The 21,163-nt window shown below is 30.8% G+C and carries 14 protein-coding genes; 6 read left to right on the plus strand and 8 right to left on the minus strand.

Annotation, left to right across the window (positions count from 1 at the left end; translation table 11 throughout):
- Positions 1–15 precede the first annotated feature (15 nt).
- The 5 genes from K8354_RS10410 to K8354_RS10430 all read left to right on the plus strand — a co-directional run bounded on the left by K8354_RS10410 (position 16) and on the right by K8354_RS10430 (position 6,906).
- Positions 16–2,952 carry a tetratricopeptide repeat protein gene (locus K8354_RS10410; protein ID WP_223439381.1) on the plus strand — a complete coding sequence of 979 codons (2,937 nt, stop codon included), beginning with the start codon at positions 16–18 and terminating at the stop codon, positions 2,950–2,952.
- Positions 2,953–3,041: 89 nt separating this feature from the next.
- Positions 3,042–5,147, plus strand: coding sequence for a glycoside hydrolase family 20 protein (locus K8354_RS10415; protein WP_223439382.1), 2,106 nt, complete (start codon positions 3,042–3,044; stop codon positions 5,145–5,147).
- 109 nt (positions 5,148–5,256) lie between these two features.
- A complete protein-coding gene (locus K8354_RS10420; RefSeq protein WP_223439383.1) occupies positions 5,257–5,688 on the plus strand; it encodes a DUF1573 domain-containing protein in 432 nt (143 codons plus the stop codon).
- 28 nt (positions 5,689–5,716) lie between these two features.
- The gene (locus tag K8354_RS10425; RefSeq protein ID WP_223439384.1) at positions 5,717–6,091 is read left to right on the plus strand and encodes a LysM peptidoglycan-binding domain-containing protein; all 375 of its coding nucleotides are present in this window, start codon (positions 5,717–5,719) and stop codon (positions 6,089–6,091) included.
- 212 nt (positions 6,092–6,303) lie between these two features.
- Entirely contained in the window at positions 6,304–6,906 is a 603-nt protein-coding gene (locus K8354_RS10430; protein ID WP_223439385.1) for a hypothetical protein, read from the plus strand.
- A 101-nt stretch (positions 6,907–7,007) separates the two neighbouring features.
- On the opposite strand, the gene rlmF is transcribed toward K8354_RS10430, so the two are convergent.
- From rlmF to K8354_RS10445, 3 genes are all read right to left on the minus strand, one after another.
- On the minus strand, positions 7,008–7,862 hold the full coding sequence (gene rlmF / locus K8354_RS10435) for a 23S rRNA (adenine(1618)-N(6))-methyltransferase RlmF (protein ID WP_223439386.1): 855 nt from the start codon (positions 7,860–7,862) through the stop codon (positions 7,008–7,010).
- A 132-nt stretch (positions 7,863–7,994) separates the two neighbouring features.
- A complete protein-coding gene (bshC, locus tag K8354_RS10440) occupies positions 7,995–9,587 on the minus strand; it encodes a bacillithiol biosynthesis cysteine-adding enzyme BshC (RefSeq protein WP_223439388.1) in 1,593 nt (530 codons plus the stop codon).
- Position 9,588: 1 nt separating this feature from the next.
- The gene (locus K8354_RS10445) at positions 9,589–10,251 is read right to left on the minus strand and encodes a class I SAM-dependent methyltransferase (protein WP_223439390.1); all 663 of its coding nucleotides are present in this window, start codon (positions 10,249–10,251) and stop codon (positions 9,589–9,591) included.
- A gap of 135 nt (positions 10,252–10,386) precedes the next feature.
- On the opposite strand from K8354_RS10445, the gene K8354_RS10450 reads away from it, so the two are divergent.
- Complete coding sequence (locus K8354_RS10450) at positions 10,387–12,867, plus strand: M14 family zinc carboxypeptidase (protein ID WP_223439392.1); 2,481 nt, start codon at positions 10,387–10,389, stop codon at positions 12,865–12,867.
- Between the two features lie 49 nt (positions 12,868–12,916).
- Here the strand turns inward: K8354_RS10450 and K8354_RS10455 are convergent, their stop codons facing one another.
- From K8354_RS10455 to K8354_RS10475, 5 genes are all read right to left on the minus strand, one after another.
- On the minus strand, positions 12,917–13,330 hold the full coding sequence (locus K8354_RS10455) for a hypothetical protein (RefSeq protein ID WP_223439394.1): 414 nt from the start codon (positions 13,328–13,330) through the stop codon (positions 12,917–12,919).
- A 48-nt stretch (positions 13,331–13,378) separates the two neighbouring features.
- Positions 13,379–13,534 (minus strand): hypothetical protein, encoded by a 156-nt coding sequence (locus K8354_RS10460; RefSeq protein ID WP_223439397.1) that lies wholly within the window; start codon positions 13,532–13,534, stop codon positions 13,379–13,381.
- Positions 13,535–13,554: 20 nt separating this feature from the next.
- Entirely contained in the window at positions 13,555–17,511 is a 3,957-nt protein-coding gene (locus tag K8354_RS10465) for a DUF8693 domain-containing protein (RefSeq protein WP_223439399.1), read from the minus strand.
- Between the two features lie 87 nt (positions 17,512–17,598).
- Positions 17,599–18,954, minus strand: coding sequence for a 30S ribosomal protein S12 methylthiotransferase RimO (gene rimO, locus K8354_RS10470; protein WP_223439401.1), 1,356 nt, complete (start codon positions 18,952–18,954; stop codon positions 17,599–17,601).
- Positions 18,955–19,079: 125 nt separating this feature from the next.
- Positions 19,080–20,723 carry an amidase family protein gene (locus tag K8354_RS10475; RefSeq protein ID WP_223439403.1) on the minus strand — a complete coding sequence of 548 codons (1,644 nt, stop codon included), beginning with the start codon at positions 20,721–20,723 and terminating at the stop codon, positions 19,080–19,082.
- Between the last annotated feature and the right edge of the window lie 440 nt (positions 20,724–21,163).

Here is a 21,163-nt window from a genome sequence, read left to right on the forward strand (position 1 = left end):
AGTTCGTTTATTCTTATGAAAATAAATAAATCTACTTTAATTTTTATTGCGCTGCTATTATTGCAACTTAATAGCTATTCTCAAGTATTTGAATCTTCCGATTTATATTTTGAGGAAGCAAAAAAAGATGTTGCAGAAGAAAATTTTGCAAAAGCAGCTAAAATGAGCTGGAGAGGGCTACAAATATCACCAGAAGACTTAGATTTAAAAACGCTTTTAGGAAAATCTAATATGCAGATGGGTAGATATGATACGGCCAGATATGTTTTAAAACAAGTATATTATAGAAGGAGAAAAGACATTGATATACTTTCATATCTTGTATCCATAGAAGAAACAACCAAAAGATACTCAGATGCCATTTGTTTTGTAAACGAATTATTAGAAATTACACCCTACAGTAGAGGTTGGTGGATACGAAAAATAAATATTTATAAAAAAATGGGTAATTTTGAAGAAGCAGAAAGAGCTTTAAAAAGGTTATATCAAATATACCCAGAAGACTCCCAAATTAAAGCAGACTACAATTACATTATGCTTGGGGATGGGGTGAATGCAGTTAAAAATAAAAATTTTGATGATGCCAATGAAATCTATACAACCATTATAGATAATGACCCTTCAAATAAATTAGCCTATCAAGGTATTATCACCAATGAACTTTTAAAAGGAAACCCTGAGTATGCCTTACAATATACAAATAGAGCGCTGTTAACATTAAAAAAGGATAGAGAACTCATTGAAAAGAAAATAGGTTTATTAGAAACATTAGGCAGACATGAGGAAGCCATTGTTTATATACAAACGGAATTAAAAGGACCAGAGTTTAAGGAAATTCAAGAAACGACACTGCCCTATTTAATGCAACAATCTGCGGATTTTAACGAATATAATGATCCTTACGAAATCAATAAAAAATTAAGCGAATTAAACGGAAATTCAGAAGCTCTTGATTATGTTATTAACAATGCCTTAGGAAAAGGATATTATATTGATGCTGAATATCAATTGAATAAAGCCATTAAAAGAAGTCCAAATTCAAAAAAGTATTTAATTAAACAAATGGAGCTCTATAAAGCTACAAAAAATAAAGAAGAGTATGATAAAGCTGTTTTAGCATTGCATGAAAAGTTTCCTACAGATACAGATTTGAACTATGCTTACAATAAATTAATGTTTGATAGAGCAAAAGAATATGTTGAAGCTAGACAATTTAGTCTGGCAGATCCTATTTTTAAAGATTTAGTTTCAGATCCTAACTTTACAACAGAAGCCGAGCAACAAATTTTTGGAATCCTTTTGGAGGAAGAAAAATTTGATGAAGCTACAGATCAAATTGATAAACTTATCGGCTTAGAGCCTGACAACCCAGAATATTTGGTAAGAAAATCTACCTTATATCAAAAAATGGAGTTATTTGATGATGCTTTAAACATTACTAGAAGTCTTGAGCAAAGCTATCCTCTAAGTGAAAGATACCCTGCATTGTATGTAGAACAAACCGAAGCGTATGCCAACTATTTAATGAGAGAGCAAAGATTTGGTGCTGCCCTATCTATTGTTGAAGATGGATTAATTAGAGAAAATAATAATAAAAGATTATTAGAAATTGGTATCAATGCATCCTCTGCAATACCTGATTATGAAAAAGGAATAAATTACAGTAAAAGCGCTTTAACATTTTACCCTAATAACAAAAACTTTAAGTTAAAGCTTTCTAATATATATGCACAAAATAAGCAATATGAGGAGTCTATTGCTGTTTTAGATTCGTTAAAAACAATCTACAAATACGACAGAAAAATTAAAAATTCTTTAGCCGAAGTATTGTGGTATAGAGGTAAAAATTTAGAAGAAGAAGGTTTAATCGATGAAGCTTTAGTAAACTACAGTGCCTCAGACAGCTTAAATCCAGATGAAATTTATTCTTTACAAAGAATGATAAATTTGCACATCGAACAAAAACCACATGATGAAGCTCTAGAATTTATAAATAAAAAACTAGAAAAAAATCCAAATGATAATTTCCTAAAATTTAAAAAAGGAGTTGTATTTGAATTAATGAAACAATATGACTCCGCTTATTATTATCAAAAGTTTAGAGAAGTACAAGATCCTTTTGAAAGAAATGAATGGAATTCAGCTTTGAACATACTTACTGCCGCTGGGCTTAAAAATAAATTAGCCGCTACGTATGCGCAAGCTTCTTCAGATTCTCTACCCTTTAGTACTTCTATGGCAAGTTTAGGATATAGTCATAAATATGATGCTGTAAATACTTTTGGTGCAGACGTAAATTATGCTGCTAGAACCTCTGGTGTTGGGGTTCAAGGTGGTGTAAACTACTCAAGAGTTTTTAATCCAACTTTATATGCAGATGTAGGGGTTTTATTAGGTACTCAGTTCTTTCCTAAATTTATAGTATATGGAAACGCTTATAAAGGACTAAACGATGGTTATGAAGCACAGGCAGGAATCCGATATTCAAGGCTACAAAATGATGCTAATTTTTTTACATTAACTCTTGGAGGCTCTAAAACATGGGAAGATATTTGGTTAAATGCAAAATTACAACTAATGACGTCTCCCGCTTATACCGTTACTGAAACGACTATTTTTGGTGTGGATGAACTAACAGAATTTGCAGCCAATAATTACATTAATTTTGCCACCCAAACAAGAATTAATATTAGCCCTAGAAAAGACTATGTAAGTTTTATAGTTTCTTTTGGTAGCGCCCCTTTTAACGAGCAATTACCAGAAGGTGAGGCCGCTTTTTTAAGTTTCTCAAATGTGCTTGTTGGTGCGGGCTATGGTCATAATATTTCTGCAAAAACAGTACTATTATTAAATGGATCTTGGATTAATTTTAAAAGTCCTGTAACAGACAGTACTGCTTTATCGTTTATAAACCAGTATAATTTATCGATATCAATAATAACAAAATTCTAAACATAAATAATTTTCTTATGTTTAAAAAAAGCATTTATTTAATTATATTTTTTTTTAGCTTCTCATCATGTGCTCAAAATAAAGTCGTTTTGTTTTCAAAAAATCAAAAACCATATCCAAAAATTAGCATTCCTTTTTCGGCAGATATTCTAGTAACAAAGGCCGCAGAAGAATTCAATGCAAATTTTAAAATTTTAACAGGTGAAACTTTAAAAATTGAAAGAAGTAATCATTTAAACAACAAGGACACCTATATTCTTTTAAGAATAAATCCTACACAAAAAAACAATTTTTGTATTTCCAAAAAGGATAAAAATATTACGATTCAAGGTACCACAGCACAAAATTTAGTATACGGTATTAGTGACTTTTTTAAACGATTTACCGATCTTAGTTTTCAAGGAAAAAACGCATCAAAAAAAGAAATTACCTTAGCTAGTGAGATTCATATTCCTAAAACATTTCGTATTTGTGATTCTCCTCAGTTTGAATATAGAGAGCCTTATTATTTCGCTAATTTTCAACCAGACTTTAGAGCGTGGAATAAAACCAATTATTTAGAGTTAGAATGGGGAATTTGGGGTCATAATTTACCTAAAATCTTAAAAGAATATAATTTACCTGAAACGGTATACGCTAAAGTGGGTAACAAAAGAAATAAAAGTCAATTTTGTTTTACGAGTGATCACTTGTTTAATTATGTAAATGAAAAAGTAAAAACCATCTACAATAGTGATAATGCTCTTAATAAGTATATGATTTTGCCAAATGACAATGATATTGTTTGTTCATGTGGTACATGTAAAGCCGCAGGAAACTCATCTTCTGATGCTGCACCAGCTGTTTTTACTTTTCTAAATAAATTGGCAAAAGAAAATCGAAAATTAATATTTTTTACAACTGCCTATATTACTGTAAAAAATATTCCTAACTTTAAAGCAGAAGACAACACAGGTATCTTTTATAGCACTAGTGCGATTCAAAAAGGAATTCCTATCGAAGAAACAGACTGTTTTAAAACATTTGAAGACGATATAAAAAGGTGGCACAACTATTTAAAGAATGTTTATATTTGGGATTATACCGTAAACTTTGATAATTATTTTGATATTTACCCCATCATTAAAGTAACCCAAAAAAACTTAAAATTATATCAAAAACTAGGCGTAAATGGAGTTTTCTTTCATGGTAGTGAATACAATTACAGTACATTTCAAGACTTAAAAGCTACCCTATTTGCAAAACTTTTATGGAACCCTAATACTAATGTCGATGAAGAAATTGCCGACTATTTTCATCATAGATTTCCTGAAAGCTTAGCAAATACGTTAACCAATTATTATCTATTTATAGATAACGCTTTCCTTGCAAGCAAAAAAGAGTTAAGTATTTACAGCGGAATTCATGAAACGGTAAAAAAATATTTAGATCCAAAAACATTTTTTGCTTTTTATAAAGAATTTGATTCTTATGATGAAAACAATAGGTTTCATAAAGAGTATTTAAAAATTGCTACAGGTCTTACATTTCTAAAGTTAGAAATCATGAGAGATTATGGTTTTGGTGTTTATGGTTTTGGTGTTTTAAATGAAAACAATGAGATTGTTGTAAAAGATGAAATTGCTGTTTTATTAGATAAATTAGCCTCTTATAGTAGCAAAGCAGATCTTAAAACATATAATGAAGTTCAGTTTAAAATAAATGATTATGTAGCTAGTTGGAGAGAAATAGCTTTTAAATATCATAAGAGAAAGCATTATTTTTATAAAAAACCGTTTGAAGTTATCTCTCAATTAGATGAAGATTATACAAACATCAAAGTATTAAATGATGGTGCTTTTGGTTTAAAAGACTATAACACTAATTGGCACATAAGTTCTACTGATGATTTAGTTTTAAAAATTAAAAAGAAAGATATTTCACCATCAGAAAAAATTATATTGTCTTTTTTACAAGATACCAAACATGCTATCTACTACCCAAGTTCCATAGAACTGCTAGATACACAGAATAATCTCATTAAAAAGATGAACCTTCTTAGTGATCAAACGGAATTAGCAACTAAAGAAGTCTCCATAACCCTATCAACAACGCTTGATTATGCAAAGCTACCCGATATATTTATCCTCAAAATAAATAGAAAGTCTATTTCGGGTAAAAATGCTTTGGCATGTGATGAAATTATATTTAATTAAAATCATTAAATTTACAGTAATGAAAAAAATATTTATATTCATATCGTTGATTCTTCTCATAACATCTTGTTTAAGAAAGCCGGATATAGAGAACGTTCGAAGAACAAAAATGGAGATTATAGATCCTGAGCGTCATTACTATCCTATTTTACGTGGCTCTCAATTATCATCTGTTTATAAATTATATAATAGAGGTAATGAACCTTTAATTATTTATGATGTACAAGCTTCTTGTGGCTGTATCGAATTAGAATTTCCCTCTAGTTCTATTGGTAAAGATGATTTTGGCTTTATCACTTTAGATTATGATAGTGCTAAAAATATTGGGTATGTAGAATTCTATGTAACCATCGTTGCCAACACAGAAAAAGATATTTTTACAACCGTAAAATTCGACTTAAATGTAGTTACCTCAGCTCATTACACACAAGATTACGAAGAGATTTATTTAGAACGAAGAAGGCAAAAATTAGCAGGTGAAGTAGATGGCGATTTAACCCAACAAGGTTATTATATCGATGATACAAGAACAATTAGATAAGAAAAAAAATAATTAATAAAAAAAAAAGATGAAAGCAAAATATCAAAGTGTATTAGATTTAGGACAGGATTTAAACATCCAAAATGGAGATGTTAAAGAAGAAAATGGAATATTATTTGTAAAAGGTACTGCAAAAAATCAATATGAAAAAAATCTTCTTTGGGATGAAATAAAAAAAATTGGTGGCGATAATCCTTCAGACATCATCGCAGACATTAAAGTAGCAGACACTTCTATATATGCAACTCACACCGTTAAAAAAGGAGAAACCTTAGGAAAAATCGCAAAGCATTATTATGGAAAACCAATGAAATATACCGTTATTTTTGATGCTAATAAAGACATCTTAAAAAACCCAGATATCATTCATCCAGGACAAGAATTAGTAATTCCTAATTTGTAAAAATCATTCAATATAATTCTTTAACCGAAGTACATTGCTTCGGTTTTTTTTATTGGGGAATTCTTTTACTTTTCAAAACATAACAAATTTTACATGTTGCATCCATTTAAAACACCTCTATTTGATTTTTTGAATTAAATAAAAATACTATTTTTAGCACTTCATCTATTTTCATATAAAATCTTAAAAAACAAAAAATTCACCTCAAAATTTTGATACATTACAAAAAGCAATTCCTTGTAGAAATAACAAAAGCAATTTTAAAATTGACCCTTGCAGGCATTCTTATTGGAGTCTTGAAAGCATATGATGCCGTTATTGCTGTTCTTTTGATCCTTAAAATTATTCATAATATTTATAAAGAAATTATCAAACCTAAAGCACATAAAAATTGGTTGTTGCTTATAGGAATGTTATTAACGGGCTTTGGAGGAATTGTAGGTGAAACTTGGGGCGTAGTTAATGGTTATTGGGAGTATCATGAAGTTTCTAGACAATTGCCTTTGTGGCTGCCTTTTGCCTGGATGCTAGCGTTTCATTATTTATACAAATTAGAACGGAATTTAATTCCGCTCTTAAAAATTCAAACTCAAAAAAATAAAATTATTTTGGCATTAATTTTAGCGTTAATTCTTCCTGCTTTTGGCGAAGTCATTACGATTTATTTAGGAGTTTGGACCTACTATTGGCCCTATCAACTTTTAGGAGTGCCCTTATATGCTTTTATTTGCTTGGTATTTGTACACATGTTAGTCTACACTATTTTACATTTAATTTGTAAAAAATATAAGATTAATGACATTGTTTTTAACTAGCTATACTAGAAAAAAAGCCACCGATACTTAAAAAAATCTTAGAACTAAATCTCGTCTTTTAATCAAAATTTTGATAGTAGACTTTGTAGACAGAAGATATTTTAAAAATGCCAACAAGCAATTCTCGTTACTTTATTTCCTTGGCTCATCGGAATTATTTTAAAAACTTTTGCGCCTAATTTTTTTGAAGATTTTTCTAAACTTTCTACGTTTTCCTTTTTAGAAACCAAACTCGTAAACCATTTACTTTTTGATTTAAATAGAGAACTTTCATATAAATAGTTGTGCAAAAAAGCCTTCTCTCCTCCTATATACCACAACTCATTATTATTCCCTGAAAAATTCCGAATCGCATTATTTCCTAAATTCCTGGTTTTTCTTCTGTTGGCGCCCTGTGCTTCTTCTGCTGATTTATAAAAAGGCGGATTACACATGACCGCAGAAAATAAATCGTCTTCTTTTATAATTCCTTGTAAAATATGCTGCTCATCAAATTGTTGGCGTAATTCAATTTTAGATTCTAAGTTATTATCATAAATTATATCTTGTGCCGTATCTAAAGAATCTAAATCAATATCCGACGCAACAAAACTCCAGTTATATTCAGCAACTCCTAAAAGCGGATAAATACAAGTTGCTCCAGTGCCAATATCTAAAACTTTTATGTTTTCTTCAGGCAACAATACATCCGATAAATGATGAATATAATCTAACCGTCCAGGAATTGGTGGACACAGGTTTTCATCAGGAAAATCCCAAACGGTAATTTTATCAAAAGTAAAAAGCAATGCTTTATTGAGTTCTTTTACTGCTTTTGGATTTGAAAAATCGATGGTAATGGCATCATATTTATTTTTGATGACAAACTCCTTTAACAAAGGATTTTTGATTATTAATTCGTCAAAATTATAGCCTGTATTAAATTTATTATTGGAGTGTAGTCCTTTTTCTTTCATATATTTTATTGTCTTTGCGAGGTATGAAGCAATCTATCTATTAAAATTCCTATTTATAATAAAATTTAGACGGAAGCGTCTAGATTCCAATCTCATTTATCAGTAAAAAGTCTTGAAATTCGTGTCAAAAAATTACATTTCCAAAATAGTAAACTCCAAAGCTAGTGGTTTTAATGCCTTTTTTAAATTTGGAATAAAACTAGTGCCATACTCCAAATAATATTCAGAGAAATTTCGCTGGCGTTCTTCTAAAGATTCATTCGGTAACAATTCATTTTGGAGTGCCGTAATTCTATTCACTAAGTCTTGTTGTCTTTTCTTTTCGGCTTTTAACAAACGCTTTTCTAACTTTTCTAAACCTTTTATTTGTTTTCTTTCTTGAGCATTTACAGCATTTATAAAAGAAACATCCGTCTTCTTGGCAACCTCTTTTAATTCGGCAAACTGCTCTTGTAAAAATTTCTTTTTAGTATCAAAACTTATTTCTAAAACTGAATTTTCAATTACTTTTTTCGACAATAAATCAAATTGGTTTAAGAAAATTTCTTCTTTTGATATCTCTAATTTAGAAAGTTTTCTACCCTGCTTTTCAGAAATTATTTGCACAGAATTACGCAGTAATAAAATAGGAAACGGAATTTTTACTTTTTCAAAATAATTTTTGAGCTCAAGCCAATACGCCATCTCTCCACCTCCGCCGATATAACAAAGGTTTGGTAAAATAACCTCTTGAAACAAGGGTCTCATAATAACGTTTGGCGAAAAAGCTAACGGGTTTTCATCAACTTCTTTTAAAATTTCAGCTTTCGTAAAAGTAATCTTTGTATTGTTTACTTTATACATAGTATCCTCAAAAATAATACGTTCTCTAAAATCATCACCCAAATAAAACAAATTAATTTCTCTAGGATTTACTTGAATCGGATACTCCTTTTCAAGCTCTAAAATCGTTTCAGAAACCACTTTAAAAGATGTTTCATTTTCTAATTCATCTTTTACAAAAGGTATAAATAATTGCTTTAACTTTTGATCATCACCATCTATAATTATTAAACCATACTCTTTAAATAATTCATTGGCGATAAAACGAGTTGCATCTGCCAAGTTATCGTGTTTCAAATAGCCATCAGAAAAGAGTTTTTTTAAATACTGCGCATTTTTAGAATTCCCCAAATGGTTAGAAAAAACGTCAAAAACATCTTCTAGACCTTCCGTAGAAAAACGCCCAACTGGGCCGCCATCCTTTCTGTTCCAACTTACTTTTTTTCCATCAAAATTAAAATAATTAATTTCATCAAAATCATGATCTTCAGTTGCCATCCAATACACCGGAACAAAATTTTCTTCAGGAAATTTAGCTGATAATTCTTCTGCTAAATTAATCGTAGAAATAATTTTATATAAAAAATATAAAGGCCCAGTAAATAAATTTAATTGATGCCCAGTAGTTACTGTAAACGTATTTTGTTGCTGTAACAACTCAATATTTTCTTTCGTTTTGTCGGATATTTTAAAAGTTTGATATTGCTTTTTTATGGCATCTAACAAAATCAATCTTGATTGTAACCGAAATGATTTTTTCTTTTCTTCAATTTGATTATGAAAACCGTTGATGTCTGAAAAATTATTATAAAAAGGTTGTATTTGTTCGCTTTTCTCTAAATAATCTGCCATTGTTTTAGAGAAAAAACCTGTCTTTTGAAAAGGGATTTGAGTAATTTTCATCCTAGATTTTTCGTTGAAATAATGCATAAATATAAGGTCTTTCTCCTCCTGACGGATTTATAAATGTGTAATTAAAACTATTTATAAGTTCAAAATCATCGCCCAATTCATTTTGTAACATTTGTACATCATATCTTTTCAGCTTTAATCCACAGCATCTTTCAGCGCCGTTTTTAGAAAAAACCGAAATAATAACAAATCCTTCAGGCTTCAAAACCTTTTTTAATAAATTAAAATAGGCTTTAATTTCTTGTTGCTTTAAAAAAAAATGTAGGACGGCTCTATCATTCCATAAATCAATATTTTTTAAGGTATTTAACTTTAATGGATGCAATACATCATCAACCATAAAATTAACTTGATCATTATTACCCAGTCTATTCTTTAAAGATTTTAAAGCCTCTTCAGATATATCATTTGCTATAATATTACCAAAGCCTTCTTTTAAAAGGTTATCAATTAAATTAGAAGACCCCGCACCAACATTTAAAATTGTTGCATCTTTAGGTAATTTTGATTCCTTAATTAAGGTTAAAGTTTGCTCTGATTTTTTTTCATACCAACCCAAATTCTCTGTCTTGTTATGAAGGTAAGCCTCATTCCAATGTTTTTTAACAGCAATAGTTGATGCTGCAATTTTACAATCACTTTCGTTTATTGTCATGCATCAAAAATACTAAATTTTGATGGTACTTTCTTGCGTCAAGTTGAATCTTACCAATTTTTAACGAGTTTAAGAAACATCGGGTGTTAAGAATAAAATTTATTCCTTATTTTTGAAACGAATCAAAACTATTTTATGAAAATTAAATCTCTTTTACTAATTGCCTTTTTATCTTTAGGAAACATTTTTGCACAAGAAATAAAATCTCCTCAAGAATTTTTAGGCTATGAAATTGGCACACGTTTTACAAGGCATCATAAAGTTGTGGACTATTTTGAATATGTAAGTAAGACTTTACCGAACGTTCAATTAGAAAAATATGGTGAAACCAATGAACACAGACCTTTGTATGTTACGTATATTTCATCCGAAGAAAACATCAATAATTTAGAGGAGATAAGAAAGTCGAATCTTTCTCAAGCAGGAATTTTAACAGAAAACACGAATCATAAAAAAGCAATTGTTTGGTTGAGTTATAATGTTCATGGAAACGAAGCATCCAGCACAGAAGCCTCTATGTTAACACTTTACAAACTAGTTACCCATAAAAAAACTTGGTTAGAAAACACCGTGGTAATTATAGATCCTTGTATTAATCCAGACGGAAGAGACCGCTATGTAAATTGGTATAACCAAGTTAAAAGTACGCCTTACGATATTGTGCAAGATGCAAAAGAGCACCACGAACCTTGGCCCGGAGGAAGACCGAATCATTATTTATTCGATTTGAATAGAGATTGGGCTTGGGCAACACAAGTAGAATCGCAACAAAGAATAAAAATATACAATAAATGGATGCCGCATATTCATGTAGACTTTCATGAACAAGGCATCAATAGCCCTTATTATTTTGCGCCAGCTGCAGAACCTTTTCATGAAATTATTTCGGATTGGCAACGCGATTTTCAAACTCAGATTGGTAAAAATCATGCTAAATATTTTGACAAAGAAGGTTGGTTGTATTTTACAAAAGAAAGTTTCGATTTGCTCTACCCAAGTTATGGAGATACCTATCCAACGTTTATGGGTGCCATTGGTATGACTTATGAGCAAGCCGGCCATGGAAGAGCTGGTTTAGGAATTCAGACAGATGAAGGAGAAATTTTAACATTAAAAGACAGGGCTATTCATCATATGACAACGGGTTTATCTACCGTTGAAATTTCATCTAAAAATGCTGAAAAATTAAATACTGAATTTAAAAAATTCTTTAAAAATGAAGATTTACTTTATAAAAGTTTTGTCGTAAAAAATGAAAATGAGGACAAGACAAATCGATTAAAAAAGTTCCTTGATAAACATGAAATAAAATATCAAAACACAAAACAAGGAACTGTAAAAGGGTTTCTATACAATACAGAAAATGAAGGAAAATTAAATGTAACTGCTTCAGATATTGTGATTCATACAGATCAACCAAAAGGTAAAATGGTACATGTTTTGTTTGAGCCTTCTGCAAAATTAGTAGACTCTTTAACGTATGATATAACTGCTTGGTCATTGCCTTATGCGCATGGTTTTAAGGCAGTTGCTTCTACCTCTAAAGTAAGTTCTATTATAAAAAGTGAATATAATTCTTTTAATAATAGAATAGATAAATCTGCTTATGCCTATATTTCTAAATGGAATAGTTTAGAAGATGCAACTTTTTTAGGCGACTTATTAAAAAATAATATGGTTCCAAGGTTTGCTGAAAAACAATTTTCGGCTAATGGAAACTCTTATGAGAGAGGTACTTTAATTGTTTTAAGAAACGATAATAGAACTGATGATTTTGATGCTAATATTGTAAAAATTGCAAACAGAAATTTACGTCAGTTAACACCCGTTGCAACTGGTTTTTCTGATGCTGGCGTAGATTTTGGTTCTTATGCTGTAAAACCAATCAATAAACAAAAAGTAGCTTTACTTTCTGGAGAGGGAACTTCTTCTTTAAGTTTTGGCGAAATTTGGCATTTCTTTGAAACCGAATTAAACTATCCTGTAACTATTTTAAATTCTGATTATTTTAGTAATACAGATTTCTCTAATTATGATGTAATTATCTTACCTAATGGCTATTACAATAGTGTTTTAAATAAAACGACTTTAGATAAATTAACAAAATGGACACGTTCTGGAGGAACCTTAATAGCCATAGGAAGTGCTTTAAATAGTTTTGCTGATAAAAAAGGTTTTGCTCTGACTAAGAAAAAAGCTGATCAAGAAGAAGAAGAAGGATCTAATTTAATTCCTTATGCAGAACGAGAACGTAAAAGTGTTAAAAATTTAATTACAGGTGCAATTTTTAAGAGCAAAGTAGATACAACGCATCCTTTAGGTTTTGGGTATAACGATGAATATTTTTCACTAAAATTAAGCGGAACTTCATATAACTATTTAAAAGAAGGTGTAAATGTTGCTTATTTTAATAAAAACACTAAAAATGTTTCTGGTTATGCCGGGAGCGAAGCCGTGAAAAATATTCCTGAATCTTTATTATTTGGTGAAGAGCAAAAAGGAAGAGGAAGTATTATTTATATGGTTGATAACCCGTTATTCAGATCTTTTTGGGAAAATGGAAAATTGTTTTTAGCAAACGCTGTTTTCTTATTGAATTCTGATAAATTAAAATAAATACTTTTGTCGATAACACATAAAAAAACCGCTCATTTGAGCGGTTTTTTTATCTCCTTAATGAATCATTAATTAACAATGTTTTACCCTTTAGTTCTAACCGTTTATTACCAAGAAGAACATCGATCATAAAAACATCGATACTTGTTTTTTGAATTTGATTTTTAGAAATATTAAGCTCTATATAATATTCTCCTGGCTTCAGGGTATCTCCTGAATTTTTCATCCTACCCTCTGGTAATTGAATAATTCTAAAATCCTTAAACTCCTTATTAATTTTATCAATCTTTACTGAAATTATTTTGAAATCATTCTTAGAAATAATTTTACAGCTATATTTTAATTTAATTTTTTCTGAACTATACCCTGGCATAACCAGCTGCTTTTCAATGTCTTTTACATCAATTGACTTGCAATTTATAAAGCTTAGGAAAACTAAAAAAAAATTAATTCTTAAATTCATATCTTTAAATTATAAGCTTGATAATTGATACATATCAAGCCTTATTTTCTAATCATCAAAACCTCCACCTAAAGGGCTCTGTGCTTGTGCTTTCTGTGGGCTTAAAATCATATAGGTTCCTAAAGCCGTTAAAGCTGCATATTTACTAATTTTTTTTATGGCCTCTTTTCTATTGATATCTTTTGGTTGTTTTTTATTACTCATAATAAAATTATTTATTAAAATTAGTTTATTAAAATTTTCTTAGTTGCTTTCCTAACTTCAGTTGATACTTTTACCATATAAACTCCTTTAGAAAAACTATTTAAATTTATAGGATTTAATTTTTCGGAATTTTGATTTCTATTTAAAATTCTTTTCCCATTCATATCGAAAATTTCAATAGTTATATTGCCAGCATCAATTCCATTAATATGAATAAAATTATTCTGATTTAAGATTTCAATTTCATGGATATCATTATGCGATACATTTAGAACTCCTCGAGAAAAATGTGTAAAAAAACGTCCAAAACCATCAATACTTTCATTTAAGGTTATTTTATAGTTTTTGTGATCACTTAACTCAAAAAACTTGCTCAATTCCTTATCTTCAAGATAAATTTTTATATCATCCGGTAAATTAAATGCACTTGCCGTAAACAAAACTTCAGTTGCTGCTTCTGCTTTTAAACTAATTGGTATGATCTGGTTTTCATAATCACCTTTAGCTATTGATTGAATTGTATATTCTTCAGTACTACTTTTATCTAGTAGTTGAGTGGTAATATCAAATTTTGATTGCCCAAAATTGATGATATCTTGACCAAAATCTAGCCCATCTGTAGCTGTCTCGGAGAATACAATATCAGCACTAACCTTTATAGATTCTTTTTCAATAAACACTTTTATGTATGGCGTAGAATTGTTGTTTTTACTAAAAGTATGAACTCCTGGTAAGGTTTTAGTCCCAACCCTAGAATTATCAAATACGACCGTTTCATCAGTACCAGAAGGTTTCATTTTTATAAAAAACCCTTGTCCGGGAGCTATTACTTTTGGTAAAGAACTACCTGCATCTGAGAAAGCATTAAATTTTTGTGCACTATCATCCCACATATAAATAGCCTGAGCATTTGTAGCAAATTTAGCAACGTTATTATCAACAAAGTTATCTAGTCCATTAGCTGGATAATACGCCGAAAAAGGATTCCCTATCGCAACCCAATTATCATGAGCTGCAGCAATATTTACAGTGTTTTTTTGAATTGTTCCTGTAAAGGATACAGCACCAGCACTAGCTCTAGAGACTGAATAACCAATACCATTATCAAAATTAACACCTGCATCTACAGATGCATCATAGTATTCCCATTTACTTCCAACAGCATTTGCATCATTAAATTTTGCAAGTGCATATCTGTCTGGATCTGGTGTTGTATTTATTCTGATTGCATTATTAGCATCTTCAACAAAGGTCTTTACAGATTGGCCTATAACTGGTGGTGTAATGAAAGTCCAATTATCACTTCCTCCAGACAAACCACCTCTTTCATAGGTAACAATACCTGTTGCATTTGTTCCTTTTACAATTAATACTCCACTATCATTTGCATCAGAATTGATTTTTACAACAGCATCATCCGATAAAGATGTAAAATCGTTCTCTACAGTTAAATCTCTTGTATTGTTAATTGTTAAAAGTGCACCATCACCAATCTCTAAAGATTTTACGTTTGCACCATCTGTGTTTAGAGTTACATTTTCTGTTGATTTTAAGAAAACATCATCTGCTGCTGTTGGTAAACTTCCTCCTTCCCAGTTTGTAGCAGTTGACCAATTGGTATCTGTAACATTATCAAAAAACTTTTGATCATCATAAACCCATAAACCTCTACCAAAAGTACCAATATAAATGTTTCCATTATTTTTACTTACTTCAATATCACTAATTCTTACATTAGGTAAAGCAGTTCCTAATTTTGACCATGTTGTACCAGAATCCGCCGTAAAATACATCCCTAATTCTGTTCCTAAATATAAAGTTTCTATAGTTTTATTAGGGTCTAAAATAATTTTGTACATGATAATATTAGGTAAATTACCACTAATGTTTGTCCAATTCGCACCATTATCAGTACTCTTAAATACTTTACTTCCTGATGTATAACTACTAACTGTTGCATAGACCACATCTGAATTTGGCACAGCATATACACTATTAATGGTCACACCTGCTGGACTTGAAATTGTTGTCCAGCTTGATCCATCATTTATACTTCTTTTTAAGGTTGAACTTCCTCCTGAATCACCAATTGCAAATATTCTAGTATCTGCAGAATCATTATAAAGAGAAACATCTAAAAAAGACGTTTCTGTTAAACCAGAAGTTAAAGTTGTCCAACTTGCACCTCTGTTTGTAGATTTTTTCACATCGTTGTGTCCTGCATAAATTGTAGCTGCAACTGTAGGATGCAAAGCTAAAGGAGAAACAAATGCTGCACTAGCATCACTAGACAGGATTTGTTCTGAAGGTTGCCAACTAGAAGCATACCCATCATCAGACCTAAATAATGTACCTTTTGTACCACCTAAATATCTAATTGCAGGATTATTAATATCGATACCTGTTCCTGTTCCGTCTCCAGCTAAACAAGAAACCCATTTCCTTGCATCAGTTTGAAAGACTTTAGAAAAACCATCATTATCTTGGTTTCCCATCATATAATCGTCTCCATTAATACCTTGTGTTATTGAAATATTATATGATTGTGAAATAACCAAACCATCCGTTAAGTCTGTCCAACCACCAGAAACCGAAGTTGCTGAAAAAGCCCCTTTATGAACACCTCCATCATGACCATTGATTACGGTAACACCGTCTGCTAAAAAAGATAAATGATGATGATCTGGATGAACGTAAAAATTATCAGTCCCTGGAAAATCATTGTAAGCATCTAGCATAGCAGAAAAATTTGCGCCATTATCCGTAGATCTATAACCATTAACACCCCCAACAAGTATATTATTTTTATCAGTAGGCGATACCGCTATACATTGATTGTAACCTCCTTGAGAGTTGAACCCTGTAATAGTCGTTTCACTTATTTTATCGGCGGCATTATTTTGCATTGCATACCTAAATTTATAAACAATACCATTTTGATGTAAAGCGTAAAAATTTTCTGTATCATTTGCAGAACTCGTTAATTTAAGTTTACCACTAAGATTGGAATAAACAGAATGCTCTGTGAAATTTTCTCCAGAATCTGTAGAAAAATAGATCGTATAATAAGCATCAGAAACAATTACTTTTGTTGCATCATTTGGATCAAAAATTATGTTTTGAAATCGATCTCCAGTATAATTTCCTGCTGGCTTGTTAGTCCAAGTTGCTCCGCTGTCCGTAGATTTTTTTACTTCATTATTCGTCAAAGCAAAAATTGTTGTAGAGGAACCAGGAGCGAAGCTTAAATCTCTTACATATTCATTTTGATTTAATGTAAACGTTAAGCCTGTTGCTGCCCAAGTATCACCAGCATCTGTAGACTTAAAAACCCCAATAGAACTAATGTGTTGTGCATCTTCATCACCAGTAGCCATGTAGATGATACTTGAATTATTAGGGTCGATGATAATATCTGTAACCCCTAAACCTGCAAAATTATCTGTTTTTGCAACCCAAGTTGTACCTCCATCTGTAGTTTTCCATACCCCACCAGCACAAGCACCCGCATAAATAGTATTCGTATTATTAGCATCTACTGCAACAACATTTACTCGTCCTAAACCTGGATATTCTGCATAACCATTTTGCTCAACGTTCGTTGTAGGTCCTATTTGCTGCCAAGCCTTTGTAGTAGAAGAAGTTTTAGCTTGGGTGTTAGAATTATTCAAGAGTAATTCTAAATATTCTTCTTTGTTAATTTGATTTTTGGGAAAAGTACCATCTGAATTTACTCTATCTTTCCAGGCATACACCCAACGTTCAAATTGTTTTCTTGCTTTTTTCTGACTTCTTGATTCTTCTCCTTTATATTGGTATTCTTTCTGAAGAAACTGTTTTCTTGTTTCTTTTACAATTTTAAAAAAATTACTGTTCTTTTTGGAAGCTTTTTCTTTGTATTCTATTTTTTGAGCCTTGGTGTTCAGGATACTACCAAAAACAATAAGAACACAAAAAAACTTTACTATTTTTTTCATGATTTAAGTTTGATTTGTTCATCAAACAAGATACATTAAAAAAAATTAAAATTTTCAACTAAAAAGAACTACTTAAACTGAGCGATTTTATTTACTCTTTTTTTGATGCATAGGTATCGGCTTTTCTTGCTTTTTAACTGGAGTTCCGTATAAATCATAATCTCCGGCCTCATGAATTTCAATATCGATAAACTCCCCTATTTTTACATAATGTTCTCTAGCATCTACCAAAACATCGTTATCTACATCTGGTGAATCATATTCTGTTCTTCCATAAAAATATTCGCCATCTTTTCTATCAAACAAACAACGAAACGTTTTTCCTATTTTTGCTTGGTTCAGCTCCCATGAAATTTGAGATTGAATTTCCATAATTTCATTCACACGTTGAAATTTTACGTCAGCAGGAACATCATCTTCTAAAACATACGCGCCTGTATTTTCTTCATGCGAATATTCAAAAGCCCCTAAACGTTCAAAACGCATCTCTTCTAACCAATCTTTTAACTCTTGAAACATAGCTTCGGTTTCTCCTGGATAACCAACAATTAAAGTAGTCCTGATTGCCATTTCTGGAACCACATCTCTAAATTTATGAATTAGCGCAGTTGTTTTTTCATGCGTTGTTCCACGTTTCATCGATTTTAACAACTCTGTGTTAATGTGTTGTAATGGAATGTCTAAATAATTACAAACTTTTGGCTCGTGTTTCATGACCTCTAAAACATCCATCGGAAAACCTGTGGGAAATGCATAATGCATGCGAATCCATTCAATTCCGTCTACTTTTGCTAATGCTTCTAGCAATTGTGCCAATGCCCTTTTTTTATAAATATCTAAGCCATAATAGGTTAAATCTTGCGCAATCAGCATGATTTCTTTAATGCCTTTTGCCGCCAATTTGGTAGCTTCGGTGACGATATCTTCTATGGGTGTTGATTTGTGTTTTCCGCGCATTAAAGGGATTGCACAAAACGAACAAGGCCGATCACAACCTTCTGCTATTTTTAAATATGCATAATGTTTTGGTGTTGTGGTTAAACGCTCACCAATTAATTCGTGCTTATAATCTGCTTCTAAAACCTTTAGCAAATTGGGTAAATCGTGTGTTCCGAAATACTGGTCTACATTCGGAATTTCCTTTTCTAAATCTGGCTTGTACCGTTCACTTAAACATCCGGAAACAAAGACTTTATCAATTTCGCCAGCATCTTTTCTTTTTGCGTAATGTAAAATAGTATCTATAGATTCTTCTTTTGCTTTGCCAATAAACCCGCAAGTATTGATTACGACGATATTTCCATCATCATTTTCATCTTCGTGCACTACATTTTTACCGTTTGCTTTTAATTGCCCCATTAACACTTCACTATCGTAAATGTTTTTTGAGCAACCTAAAGTAACAACGTTAATCTTATTTTTTTTGATGGTTTTTGTACGCATAAGTATCGCTTTTTTGCCATCAACCTACGTTTTTGGCAGTAAATTTAAAAAAATTTATGTTTCGAAATCTTTAAAAATCAAAACGAGTGCAAAAATAGTGCTTTTAAAATGATTTTAATTTCATTCTATTGATAGTTTTTAGGCATCTTTCTAACCTTTGTTAGTTGCTCAAAAGCATACCCAATTTCTAATAAGTTTCTTTCAGAAAAAGGCAGTCCTATAAACGTTAAACTTACCGGTTCTCCAGATTTTTTATAATCCATAGGCACCGTTAATGTAGGATATATGGCAACAGCAGCCATACCAGAATGATAATTGTTAATGGATAAAATAGCATCTAAATTTTCATCTTTTAAAGCTTGTAAAAATTTAATGCCTTCATTATTTAAGTTGCTTTTTACAAGCTCTAATCCGTCTAAACTAGTAGAATCTTTTAAAATCCCTTCAAAGAGTTGCTGACCATATGGTGCTCTAAAAAGCGAATCTTTTTGATTGAATTTGATTATATCTTGTATATTTTTAATAGAGATCATAGAAGTATCCGCATGATTCTTTAAATATGCAGGTAAATCATATTTCATATCTATATTTAAAAGAGTTAAAAAGCCATTAAAAGAAATTTCAGGAGGTGTTATTTCTAAAATTTCAGCTCCTGATTTTTTTAATTGATTAACTGTTGAAGCATAAATAGAGTCTGATAAAAGTGATTTTAATACGCCCAATTTCTTTCCTTCAAAATTATTTCTAAATCCGTTTTGTAAATAATCTGCTTTTATTTCTTTAGACGCTTTGTCATCTTTATCAAAACCCAACATAGCATTCATAAAAATTGCGTTATCAAGTACGTTTTTTGTCATTGGGCCAGGCGTATCTAAAGTTGATGAAATAGGCACAATACCACTTCTACTAAAAACACCAATTGTTGGTTTTAAGCCCACTACTGAATTCTGACTTGATGGCGAGGTAATAGATCCAGATGTTTCTGTTCCTACCGCAGCAACAGCGAAGTTTGCAGCCACCGCAGCCCCACTTCCCGATGAGCTTCCTCCTGTTTCAAACACTGCTCTTCCATAAGGATTTAGCGTTTGTCCGCCAATTGCGGAATAGCCCACAGGGCAACCTGAACAGAAAAAATATGCCCATTCGCTTAAATTGACTTTCCCTAAAATAAGGGCTCCATTTTCCTTTAATTTTTCAACAATAAAAGCATCACTTTTTGTGAAATTATTTTGTAATGCAACCGCTCCAGCAGTTGTAGGCATTTCTTTGGTATTTATATTATCCTTTAATAAAATGGGCATTCCGAACATAGAGACTTCAGAAACGTTCTTTTTCTGCTGATCTTTTTCTCTAGCTTCTCTTAAAACATTAGGATTTAATGCGATAATACTATTTAAAGACAAGGTTGAATCACTTTCAAATTTTCTAATTCGGTACAAATAAAATAGCGTTAATTTCTCGTAAGTTAACGTACCTGCTTTTACACTTTTTTGAAGTGAAGGAATATTTTGTTCTAAAATCAAGGGCTTTAAAGACTGATAATCTTCTTCTGAAAAGTAAGACAGCTCTTTTTGGAAGGGTTCAAAAACCTGATTCATATCTAAAAATTTAGATTGTATCAGTTTAAACTGCATTCTTTTTTTTGGATGACTTTGTTGCTCTTTTAATGCAAAAGTTTCATCGTACTTTTTAAAAATGACCGTGGTTTCTTTTTGCTGACAATTCATTAAAATGAATGCAAAAAAGACTAAGAATATTATTTTTTTCATGAAATGTTATTTGATACTCAAATATAATAGTTTTAAATCTTTTTAGGTCTAATACCTTTTGATATATCATGCCGCCACACATTGTTTCTTTTTCATTACTGCATAAACAAAAATTACCGCAACCAATGCTATGCAAGTTCTTTTTAACCTCAATAAATTAAAAATTAACTGAATTTATTAAACGATATAGTCAATTTAAATTGAACTCATAAAATGTAAACAACCAGAAACTTTAAAGCCAAATGAAATGTTTCTTTTTAACCCTTCACTAGAAAGTAGCATTTATAAATTGGCATAAATCCTCAAAAAATAAAATCAAATAAATTTTAAAGTTCTGTGTTATCCTAGTTATACGCTTCTAAAGACAAAAAAATAATTTATAAAAATTTAGGCAACTCCAACTAATTTATGGTTTCAACCACATAAAAAACTATACTATT

This window comes from Polaribacter litorisediminis (assembly GCF_019968605.1).
In the GTDB taxonomy this organism is placed as follows: Bacteria; Bacteroidota; Bacteroidia; order Flavobacteriales; family Flavobacteriaceae; genus Polaribacter; species Polaribacter litorisediminis.

Bases quoted from the DNA above. Each gene is read 5' to 3' on its own strand.
- K8354_RS10465 (WP_223439399.1), bottom strand. From the start codon at position 17,511: ATGAAAAAAATAGTAAAGTTTTTTTGTGTTCTTATTGTTTTTGGTAGT.
- K8354_RS10420 (WP_223439383.1), top strand. From the start codon at position 5,257: ATGGAGATTATAGATCCTGAGCGTCATTACTATCCTATTTTACGTGGC.
- bshC (WP_223439388.1), bottom strand. From the start codon at position 9,587: ATGAAAATTACTCAAATCCCTTTTCAAAAGACAGGTTTTTTCTCTAAA.
- rlmF (WP_223439386.1), bottom strand. From the start codon at position 7,862: ATGAAAGAAAAAGGACTACACTCCAATAATAAATTTAATACAGGCTAT.
- K8354_RS10475 (WP_223439403.1), bottom strand. From the start codon at position 20,723: ATGAAAAAAATAATATTCTTAGTCTTTTTTGCATTCATTTTAATGAAT.
- K8354_RS10460 (WP_223439397.1), bottom strand. From the start codon at position 13,534: ATGAGTAATAAAAAACAACCAAAAGATATCAATAGAAAAGAGGCCATA.
- rimO (WP_223439401.1), bottom strand. From the start codon at position 18,954: ATGCGTACAAAAACCATCAAAAAAAATAAGATTAACGTTGTTACTTTA.
- K8354_RS10425 (WP_223439384.1), top strand. From the start codon at position 5,717: ATGAAAGCAAAATATCAAAGTGTATTAGATTTAGGACAGGATTTAAAC.
- K8354_RS10410 (WP_223439381.1), top strand. From the start codon at position 16: ATGAAAATAAATAAATCTACTTTAATTTTTATTGCGCTGCTATTATTG.
- K8354_RS10445 (WP_223439390.1), bottom strand. From the start codon at position 10,251: ATGACAATAAACGAAAGTGATTGTAAAATTGCAGCATCAACTATTGCT.
- K8354_RS10455 (WP_223439394.1), bottom strand. From the start codon at position 13,330: ATGAATTTAAGAATTAATTTTTTTTTAGTTTTCCTAAGCTTTATAAAT.
- K8354_RS10450 (WP_223439392.1), top strand. From the start codon at position 10,387: ATGAAAATTAAATCTCTTTTACTAATTGCCTTTTTATCTTTAGGAAAC.